The sequence below is a fragment of the Mycobacterium sp. genome (assembly GCF_019243155.1).
Lineage (GTDB): Bacteria > Actinomycetota > Actinomycetes > Mycobacteriales > Mycobacteriaceae > Mycobacterium.
The window spans coordinates 1-10,451 of sequence record NZ_JAFAUS010000480.1; the positions used below are offsets into that span (position 1 = coordinate 1).

The following is a 10,451-nucleotide window of genomic DNA, read 5'->3' on the forward strand; positions in this document are numbered from 1 at the left end:
TCGGTCTCCACGACATCACGCACCAGCTCTGACCGCGGGTCATGCCCGATCGCCACGAACACCCCGCTCACCGCCAACGTGGTGTGCGTGCCGGTGCGCGTGTCGCGCAGCCGCAACCCCGTCACCGTGTCACTGCCCTCCACGGCCTCGACCGCCTTGTTGGTCAAGATGGTGATCTTGTCGTTGGCCTTGGCCCGCTCCAGCATGATCCGCGAGGCCCGAAACTCCTCGCGCCGGTGCACCAAGGTGACGCTGCGGGCAAACCGGGTCAAAAACGTGGCCTCCTCCATCGCCGAGTCCCCGCCCCCGATCACCGCGATGTCTTGGTCCTTGAAGAAAAACCCATCACAGGTCGCACACGAGCTCACCCCACGCCCGAGCAACTCCTGCTCCCCGGGGATGCCCAGATAGCGGGCGGCCGCCCCCATCGCCAAAATCACCGCCCGGGCCCGGTGGGTCTTCCCATCCGCGGTCACCACCGACTTCACCCGGCCCTTAAGCGAGACCGATTCGACGTCTTCCATCTGCAGATCGGCGCCAAAACGCAGCGCCTGTTCCCGCATCTGATCCATCAACTCCGGACCGGTGATGCCATCACGAAAACCCGGATAGTTCTCCACCTCGGTCGTGGTCATCAACGCCCCACCAAACGACGTCCCCTCAAACACCAGCGGCGCCAACTGCGCACGCGCGGCATACAACGCAGCCGTATACCCCGCAGGGCCCGAACCAATGATGATCACGTCATGAACAGTGTCGGCGGTCATAGAAACCTTTCGCACGAACGTCTTGGGATCTGGTGAAACGCCGCCGTCGGCGCACCTGTTCCCGGGTGTGTCGCACAACCCATGGCACCAGACTAAGGGCGGGGGATTTGAGTATTGGCCAACAGGCCGGTGTCGGCGGCGCTGCAATTCAGGGCGACCGCGTAGGCCGCCACGCCGTGGGGCGTATCGCCTGCAACCACCAGCAGGACGCCGGGGCGGGCGTTGATCTCGATCGGCCGAGCGCCCAGCACCGGGGTGGACGCCGGATAGCCGAGGCCGCTGAGGCAGGAGGCGCGCCGGGCGGGGTCGGCGAACGGCCCGTAGTCGGGAGTGCGGTCGAGGAGGCCGAGGATCTCTTCCTGCGAGAGCGGAATCACCGTCGGCGGCGACACCGTGATGTGCTCGGCGGTGACCGAGGTGCTGCTCGGCGTGGGGTCGGGTGCGCGGAGCAGGGCGATCGTTCCGAATCCCACCGCGGCCAGCACCGCGCAGAATCCGCCGACGGCCGCGGTGGTCCGCAGTGGACGGCTGCGTGGCCGGGCGGAGTGCGCGCCGCCGGGCGGCTCATCGGCGAGTGCGGCGGTGACGCGCGCGGTGACCCGCGGGGGAGCGTCGGGCGCCGTCGCTGCGCCCACGGCGCCGACGTCGCTGCGGACCTGGTTCAGCGCGTTCAGCACGACCGCGGCTTCCGGGTCCGCGCGGACTTGCCGGCGCACCCGCGCGGCGGCCTCGTCGTCCAGCAGCCCGGCCTGCAGGTCGGCGATGAGGTCGACCGTCAGCGGCGGGTCCGCGCCCGCCGCCCCAGAATCCGGGCCGTGACCCGTCGCGTCGTCGTCCGCTGCAGCCATCCGCCCCAGTGTCCGTCATGTGCCGATCGATGGCCACGAGAGGCGGTCCAGCGGTCGTCAGATCGGGCCGGCGACGTGATCCGCGTGGTTGAGGTAGCCGAGTAGCTCGGCGAGGCGCACCCGGGCCCGGGCACACCGGCTTTTGATCGTGCCCTCGGCCACGCCCAGCAGCCGGGCGGTGTCGGCCACCGAGTAACCCTGCATGTCGACGGCGACCACCGCGGCCCGTTGCTCGACGGGCAGTCGCATCAAGGCCCGCTGCACCACGATCGCGGTCTCGACCTGGGCCGTGCGATCGGCCACCGGGTAGACGTCTTCGAGTGGGACGACCGGGCGCGCTTTGGCGCGGCGCAGCCGGTCCAGGCAGGCGTTGACCACGATGCGGTGCAGCCAACTGCCGACGGCGGCGTCGTGCCGAAACGAACGGGCGCCGCGGTGTGCCGACAGCATGGCGTCCTGCAGAGCGTCCTCGGCGTCCTCGGCACTGCGAGTGGTCAGCCGGGCGAGCCGGTGCAGCTGCCTTTGGTGTCGATGGAAGAGCTCGGTGAAGGCATGGCGGTCGCCGGCGACATGGGCTGCCAGCAGCTCGGCATCAGTGCGTTCTCGCTGGTCATCCGCCCCGAATCCCACGGCCGGACAGTATCCAATCGGTGCCCGGGCGGCACTTCACCCAGACGGGGTGCTGTGAATCAGGACGCGGCCTGAACCGTGATCTCCGAAAGGCCGGCTTGGCTCTTGCCGGACGTGGTTCCCAGAGTGGAGATCCACACCAGCAGATTCGATGTCGGCGAGCCGGCTCGGACCGGGATGACATTGTGGCCGGGCTTGAGCGTGAAGGCCGGAGCCAGCACGGTGGTGTCGTTCAGCGACGACGGACTCGACGTCGGCGCCGAGCGGATCTCCACCTTGGTCCCGCTGCTCGGGGTGTCGATGGTGACCTGGCCGACCACGGTGGGGCTGGGCAGTTGCAAGATCAACCCCTCGCCCTGCTTGAAACTGGGGAACGGGACGGCGTCGGTGTAGACCTCGGTCGCCCAGGCGGTGGAGGGGTCACCGTCGATCGCCTGCCCGGCCGTGCCCGGGTTGTCCGGATCGCCATCGGGGGAGAAGACGGTCGCCTTGGTGGGCTTGACCATGCTGCCCGACGCGGCGGAACTGGGCGCCGCCGACGACGACGTCGACGACGAGGGACCGTTGAGGCCGAGCTCGTCTCGGTTGAAGCCGCCACCCACATTGCCGAAGATCTTGCTGACCACCGAAGCCAGCACCAGCAGGGCGACCACCAGCACGGCGACGCCGACACCGACCCCGATCAGCACGTTGCGGCGGCGGCGCGCAAAGTCCGCCTCATCCTGACCGACGGACAGGCGCGAGGTGGGCGGCGCGGGCGAATCGTCAATGGGGCCAAGCACTTCGGTGCGGTCAGCCACCGCGGTCGCCTGCTGCAGCAGGTTCAAAAGCGTTGAGGCGCTGCGTATTCCGCCGTCCTCCTGCACCGCCCTGACCGCGACCGCCGAGATCTGGAAGGGGACGTCGCGGTCGGCGACCATGGGTTCGACGGGCTGGCCGGTGGCGTCGCGCTCGGCCGGGGCGAGGCCGCTGCGCACACCGGACTCGGGCAACGGCCACCTATTCACCAGCAGCGCATACAACGCGGCGCCGATGCCGCGGATGTCGTCCTGCGGGTTGGCGTCGGGCATGGTCGCCGGGTACGCCAGCACGACATCGCCCTCGATGCTGACACGCACCCGGCTGGGGTGGTCGAGCGACAGCGCGACGCCGGCGCGGTGCGCTGCGTCAGCCGCCGAGGCCAGCGATTGCATCGCGCGGACCGCCCCGACGGGCGATGGCGCGGTGTCCGCGACCTCCTGAAGCGAGCCACCTCGGATCCACTCCGCGACCACCAGGCCGCCGGATCCGGTGTGGACTACGTCGAGCACCCGGGCGATGCCCGGTTTGTCGATCCGGCTCAGCCGCAGGGTGCGCGACAAGATCTCTTGCAGCACGTCACCCGGAAGGGCGCCGTCCGGGTCGACGAACGTCAGCGCCACCTGGCGGTCCAGCGCCGTGTCCAGGGCCTGCCAGAACTGCAGGGGCGGCGCGCCGCCGTGGAACACCAGCAGCCGGTACCGGCCCCCCGCGATGCGGGCGCCCGGGACCAGGTGCACATCGTCGCCGGGATCCCCGGTCCGGTCCCGGGGCACGTCAAACGGGGTACCGCTGCGGCGGCGCTCGCCGGGAAGGTCGCCGTTGACCTTGTCGGACGCGCGGGACGGCGACTTATCGGGCTCCCGGGCGGGCGGAATGTCGGGCTGGAAGTCGTCGGCGGCCGGTCGCGGCACCTCGGTACCTGAGGCCGAACCGGATCCGGCGCTGGATGGGGCGCTATCCATAGGGCGGTCGGTCACCTCCGGTCCTTTCGCTATCCGGGCTCGGGCTGCCCGCTCCGGAGGCCTGCGCGGGATCGGCTGCTGGACCGCATTTACCCCAGGCGGGGACGAATTCCTCTGCTCAGGGTACGTGACGGGGCCACGATGAGACGATTGATCCCGAGCACTCGGTGTGCGGGGACGCGGAGCGTTGCCTCGGATGCGCCGCCGGACGACGTCCAGCGCCGCATGCGCTTCCGGCACGTTCGCGCGGACCATGACCGCCGTCATGATCGGCAGCATGATGATCGCCAGCACGAACAGCCGCAGCAACGAGCCCGCGGCGCCGCCGTGCGTGGTCAGCTCACCCAGGCCGAGCAGGCGGTCGACCACATGGGCGATCAGACCGGCCAGCAGCGACGCGGTGATCGTGACCAGGATCGTCCGCACCTCACCGCCGCGGACCAGATGGCCACCCGTCGGCAGCAGGGCGTGCCGCAGCAGGAGGTAGCCGATGACCGCGCCAACCAGGAAGCCGAGGCCGTTGGCCAGCCCCAGGTAGGCGGCCACCAATTTCGGGTCGTTGGTCAGGTGCGGCGCCAGCACCGATCCGACGATCTTGACGGCGGTGATGACGAGGATGATCACGATCGGTGTCCACGGCTGTTCGCGCGCGTAGAACACCCGCAGCTGCAGCAGCACCAGCCCGTACGGGATCAGGGTGAACGCCGAGAACGCGATCGCGGCGCCCAGGTAGCCGGCGTCGACCCCGCCGAAATGGCCGTAGGCAAACAGCGCGGTACCGATCGCGGATCCGCCGACCGTCATGAACGCGACGATGGGGATCAGTGTGATCAGCGTCAGCCGGGTGGCCAGCGACAGGTCGGCGAGCACCGCCTTGGTGTCGTTCGCGGCGGCGTTGCGGCTCAGCCGCGGCATCACCACCGTCAGCACGGTGACCCCGATCATCCCGTACGGCAGCATCAGCACGAGCCAGGTGTAGTTGTAGATCGCGGGACCCGAGGCCGCGGCCGTGCTGGCGATCTGATTGCCGACGACCAGGCCGAGCTGGCTGATCAGCACGTAGAGCACCATCGCGGAGGCCATCGCGCCGAAGCGTTTCAGGCGCTCGTCGATACCCCACAGGGGACGCAGGCTGACGTGCTGGCGGCGCAGCGCCACCAGCAGGACCGCGGTCTGCGCGAAGACGCCCAACGTGGTGCCCACGCTCAGCACCAGCAGCTTGGCGTTGCCCATCCGGACGGGATCAACCGAGAGTTCGCCCGGGACGAGTGCATACACCGCCAGCGTGACGAGGGCGACGACATTGTTGACGACCGGCGCCCACGCCGTAGGCCCGAATACGTTGCGGGTGTTCAGGATTGCCATGAACACCGACGTCAGCCCGTACGCGAGCACCTGGGGGAGAAGCAGGTAGGCGAAGGCGGTGGTCAGCGCCTCGTTGACCTGCGGGGCGCGGCCGAGCATCAGCCGCACCAGCAGCGGCGCCGCCGTCACCGAGAGCGCCGTCGCGATCACCAGCAGCGTCGTCGTCAGCGTCACCAGGCGCCGGACGAACGCCACGCCGCCGTCGGGGTCGCTCTGCTCGGCGCGCGCCAGTACCGGCACGAAGATCGCGGTGAAGGTTGCCTCCAGCACGAGGGCCGCCACCAGGTTGGGCAGCTGATTGGCCACCGAGAACGCACTGGATAGCGCCGCACCCAGCGTCGCCGCCAGCAGGACGATCCGGGCGAATCCGGTGAGCCGGCTGACCAGGGTGGCGAGCGCCATCGCCCACGAGCGCGACACGAGTGCGGCGTCGGACAGTTCGGGCCGGCGCCGATCGATACCTGCGGGGACGGGCGGCAGCGGACCCGTGGGCGGCGAGCCTGTGCTGCGGGGACGCCGCGATGACGGTGGCAGGCGCTGCGGTTGGGCCTGCCGGTAGGCGGGGTTCATACTCGGTGCTCTTGCTCGACCCGATCGTCTGTCTCGTCGTGCGGGTGCGGGTACGCGGCGTCGTGCGGGTCGGGGCGGTCCAGGTCGGCGCGGTCGGGCTGGCCGCGGAACCGGTGCCACAGCCGCCGTCCGGCCAGGGCTACCAGCACCGCCGCGGCCGTCAGCGTGATCGCGAACAGCACCTTGCCGTAGGCGTTGGAATGCACCGACAACCGGACCGGATCGCCCAACCGCAAGCCGTCGGGTGTCCGCAGGGTGACATCGATGGCGACTCGCTGAGTGAAGTTCACCTCGATCGGCACCCTCAGCGGCAGGTAGCCCGGCGGCAGTTCCACCTCGCCGACGTCGGTGACCCGCATGCCCGGCGGGGCATCGACCTGCAGGCGCACCCGGATCGGAACGGCGAGGCCGTTGTGCAGGGCCAGTGGAAGCGGGCTGTGTTCGGTGGCCAGGGTGTAGGACCCGCCCGGGTTGACGATCGTGACCGCACCGAATAAGTCGTTGATCGTCCGGTGGACCACCGCCAGCCGCTGCTGCGCCATGCCGTTGCGGGAGTCGGGCGGTTCGGACTGGCTCAACGCGCGCAGCATGTCTTCGCGCAGCGGGGCGGTGTAGGCAACGCCGTTCAACCCGGTCCGTTCGTCGGTGCTCAGCGCCGAGGTCAGACCCCACAGCCGGCCGACCTGGCCCGCGATGTCCGTGGTGATGTCGTCGTTGATCCGGCCCCGTTCGGAGTTCTCGGCGTCAACGGCCTCCGCCGGCTCGGTGCGGGCACCGGCCTCGGCGACCACCGCGGGCAGCGGGCGGGGCAGCGCCAAGCCTGAACGAATGCTGGTCGTCAGCCCGGTCAAGATGACCTGCGCGTCCTCGGCCTGCAGGTTCCAGGTCGCCGGTGGTACCAGCAGCTGGGTGCGTGGCGCGTCGTCATGCCGCAGCGCGTGCAAGAACATGGAGCCCAGGGCGTCTTGCCGGCGCGCGGTGACGGAGTCGTGCGCGAGCCGGACCGTCAGGGAGGAGTCGAGGTAGGTGGGCACCACGGGGCTGGTTCCCGCGCCGGCCAGCGCGGCGCCGACGGCCGGGTCGAACGGCGCGACGACCACTTGGGGAGACAACCGCCGGGGCGCGGTGTCGACGCTGACGCTGGACGACCCTTGGGTCTCGGGGGCGGACATGTCGCCAGGTGCGATCACAACCGTGCTGTCGTTGCCGCTGAGCAGGTTCACCGCGCGGTTGGTCAACGAACCGTCCGGCAGCAGTGTGGCGCCCCGGGCGGACGATATGTCCAGGATTCGATCGATGATGGTGCCGACGCCCGTGGTCGCGGCGGCGCTGAGCCCCGGATCCTTGACGCGCTGCAGGGCGTCGAGGTCGGCCTGCGCGTAGGGCAGCGGCGCGACGCAGGTCCGGTGGGCGAGCGCACGGAGACGGTTCAGCCATTCGGTCGCGGCGGCCTGTCCGGTGCCCGGATGAGTCGGGGTACCCGGCATCTGGGCGGGACCGTCGGGGGCGTCGGACACCACGTAGCCGGCGGTCATCGCGTTCACGGTGACCAGCAGATCCGGGTCGATGGCCAAACACAGCGCTCGGCCGACGGCGCCGTCGGGGTCGACGTCGTGGCTGGTCGCGACTTCGGCCGCGGACAGCAGGATGTCGAGCCGCCCGCCGGCGGCCAGGGAGGTCGCCAGGTCGTCGTCGACCAGCCGCACCGGGATCGTGCCACCGGGCAGGCCGGGGGCCAGGCGTGGCCGGTCGGCCAGCGGCCACAGCATGGTGATCAACACGGGTTTAGAGGTGTCGGGTGCGACGGCGGCGTCCAGGTCGTCCGCCTTATCGGGCGGCACGCCCACTACCGGCAGCAGGAACCGCGCGTTGTCGAGCCGGGCGGGGGCGCCGTAGTCCGGTGTGCCGTTGACGTTGACCAGCAGCGGGTAGATGCCGGGTTTGTCGATGCCCAGGGACGGCTTGGTCAGAGTCCGCAGCGGGGCGGACAGGGTGAAGCCAACTTCTTGCCCGCGCTGCAGCTCAGGCGCCACCGTGAGGAATTCCGCGGCTGGCTGGTACTGGTCGGTGTCGCCGTCCAGCGACGTGCGCAGACCCGCGGACTCGGTGACCGCCCCGGCGTGCTCGAGGCGGACCATCACGTCGCGCACAGGGCGGTCGCCGATGTTGGTCACCATGCCGCTAACGGTGACGACGGCTGGGCTGGTGGTGGTGACGACATCCGGGGTGACCTGGTCGATGCGAACCCTGACAAAGGGCGTCACCCCGGGTTCGCCCGCGGCCGCGCGCGGCAACACGGGAGCGGTCAACAGGGCCAAGCAGGCCACGATGCCGACCACAGCGGCGAGGCGCAGCAAGCCGGTCCAACAGAGTCGCGAGGAACTCACGGCCCGGGCCCGTGACCGTTCTTCCGGCCCGGAGCCGGCTTATCGGAATGCCGGGTCCGCGAATGTGTCTGCGGGCGTCGCCGGGGAGAGCTGGGCGGCAGCGGCGGAAGCGAGGCGGGGCCGTCGCTGTGCAGCTTGTCGATCAGCTCGTCGGCCACTTGGGCCAACCGACGTTCATCGGCGTAGGCCAGCCGGGAAGGCAGTTCGCGGATCGGCACCCAGGCGACTTCGGCGACTTCGAGGTCATCGTCGGACAATTCCCCGCCGGAGAAGCGCATTAAATAGTGGTGCACGGTTTTATGTACCCGACGACCGTCGGTGACGAACCAGTAATCGATGCGTCCGAGTGCGGCGAGCACGCTGCCGCGGATACCCGTTTCTTCGGCGACTTCTCTTATAGCGGTCTGCTCGGCGGTCTCGCCGAGCTCGATGTGGCCCTTGGGCAGCGACCACAACATCCGCCCGCGCCGGTCGACGCGCCCGATCAGCGCCGCGACCTGGCGATCGCGGGGCCCGTCGATACCGTCAATGACCAGCCCGCCCGCGGATGTTTCGTGCACGGTGCGCAGCCGATCCGGGCCGCGGCGAGCCGTACGGGATCGGCGCGATTTCGTTGCCGTCGAGTCGCCCGCGGCTTGGCCGTTCGTCTGATTCTCGGACGCGGCCGCCGCGCTTCGACCGCGGCGCCGACCCCGGCGCCGACGTGGTTTGGCTTCTTCGCCCTCCGACACCCAAGCGATAGTAGCTGGCACGGCATTCTCTTCAGGACATACTCGCCGCTAGGCGAGTGTGGGACGAGACCTCACTATTATCCGACTAGGCTGATCGAACGTGCCTGATGCAGCCCAGGATGCCGAGTTGCTGACCGCCGCCGCGGTCGCCCTGAATCAGTACGCGCCCATGCTGCGCGAGCTGGGTTCGGCGTTCGATGCGGCGGGCCATGACATCTATCTTGTCGGCGGTTCCGTGCGGGATGCGCTGCTGGGCAGACTGAGTCCCGACTTGGACTTCACCACCGACGCGCGCCCCGAGCAGGTGCAGCAGATCCTGCGGCGGTGGGCCGACAGCCTGTGGGACACCGGGATCGAATTCGGCACAGTCGGCGTCGGCAAGGACGACCAGCGGCTGGAGATCACGACCTTTCGCGCCGACACCTACGACCAGGTGTCCCGCAACCCCGAGGTGCGCTTCGGCGATCGCCTCGAAGACGATTTGGTGCGACGCGATTTCACGGTCAACGCGATGGCCGTGCGCGTCACACCGGCCGGGCCGGGCGAATTCCTCGATCCGCTGGATGGTCTGGCGGCCCTGCGTGAGCGCGTGCTGGATACCCCGGCCGCGCCGGAAGTGTCCTTCGGCGACGACCCGCTGCGGATGCTGCGCGCCGCCCGGTTCGTCGCACAGCTCGGTTTCACGGTCGCTCCGCGGGTGCGCACAGCGATCGAGGAGATGGCGCCGCAACTGGGGCGGATCACCGCCGAGCGGGTGGCCGCAGAGCTGGACAAGCTGCTGCTCGGCCCTGACCCGGCCGCCGGCATCGACCTGTTGGTGCAAACCGGCATGGGGGACGTGGTGCTGCCTGAGGTCGGCGGGATGCAGATGGCCATCGACGAGCACCACCAGCACAAGGACGTCTACCAGCACTCGCTGACGGTGCTGCGGCAGGCGATCGAACTGGAGGACCCCGAGCAAGGACCCGACGTGGTGCTGCGTTGGGCGGCGCTGCTGCACGACATCGGCAAGCCCGCCACCCGGCGGCACGAGGCCAACGGGGGAGTCAGCTTTCACCACCATGAGGTGGTGGGCGCCAAGATGGCGCGCAAGCGGTTGCGGGCTTTGAAGTATTCCAAGCAGACGGTCGACGATGTGTCCCAGCTGGTATCTCTGCATCTGCGGTTCCACGGTTACGGCGACCGGAAGTGGACGGACTCGGCTGTGCGCCGCTACGTCACCGACGCTGGACCGCTGCTGCCGCGGCTGCACAAATTGGTACGCGCCGACTGCACCACCCGCAATGCGCGTCGCGCCGCGAGGCTACGTGCGAACTATGACGACCTTGAGCGCCGGATCAACGAGCTGGCCGCACGCGAGGATTTGGAGCGGGTCCGCCCCGACCTTGAC

The 10,451-nt window shown here is 69.7% G+C and carries 7 protein-coding genes; 1 reads left to right on the top strand and 6 read right to left on the bottom strand.

What is annotated here, in order from left to right:
* The 6 genes from trxB to JOZ00_RS24130 form a co-directional block, all read right to left on the bottom strand.
* Positions 1-767: thioredoxin-disulfide reductase (gene trxB, locus JOZ00_RS24105; protein ID WP_293349171.1), on the bottom strand; the 767-nt coding region annotated here is incomplete at its 3' end.
* Positions 768-859: 92 nt separating this feature from the next.
* Complete coding sequence (locus JOZ00_RS24110; protein WP_293349173.1) at positions 860-1,615, bottom strand: hypothetical protein; 756 nt, start codon at positions 1,613-1,615, stop codon at positions 860-862.
* Positions 1,616-1,672: 57 nt separating this feature from the next.
* Entirely contained in the window at positions 1,673-2,245 is a 573-nt protein-coding gene (gene sigM / locus JOZ00_RS24115; protein WP_293349175.1) for an RNA polymerase sigma factor SigM, read from the bottom strand.
* Between the two features lie 59 nt (positions 2,246-2,304).
* Positions 2,305-5,943: a murein biosynthesis integral membrane protein MurJ gene (locus tag JOZ00_RS24120; RefSeq protein WP_293349177.1), complete on the bottom strand. Its 3,639-nt coding sequence runs from the start codon at positions 5,941-5,943 to the stop codon at positions 2,305-2,307.
* The gene (locus JOZ00_RS24125) at positions 5,940-8,330 is read right to left on the bottom strand and encodes a hypothetical protein (RefSeq protein WP_293349179.1); all 2,391 of its coding nucleotides are present in this window, start codon (positions 8,328-8,330) and stop codon (positions 5,940-5,942) included. Before JOZ00_RS24125 ends, JOZ00_RS24120 begins: the two co-directional genes overlap by 4 nt.
* A complete protein-coding gene (locus JOZ00_RS24130; protein WP_293349181.1) occupies positions 8,327-9,061 on the bottom strand; it encodes an NUDIX hydrolase in 735 nt (244 codons plus the stop codon). Before JOZ00_RS24130 ends, JOZ00_RS24125 begins: the two co-directional genes overlap by 4 nt.
* Before the next feature lie 100 nt (positions 9,062-9,161).
* On the opposite strand from JOZ00_RS24130, the gene JOZ00_RS24135 reads away from it, so the two are divergent.
* The coding region (locus JOZ00_RS24135) for a CCA tRNA nucleotidyltransferase (RefSeq protein WP_293349184.1) at positions 9,162-10,451 on the top strand (1,290 nt) is incomplete at its 3' end.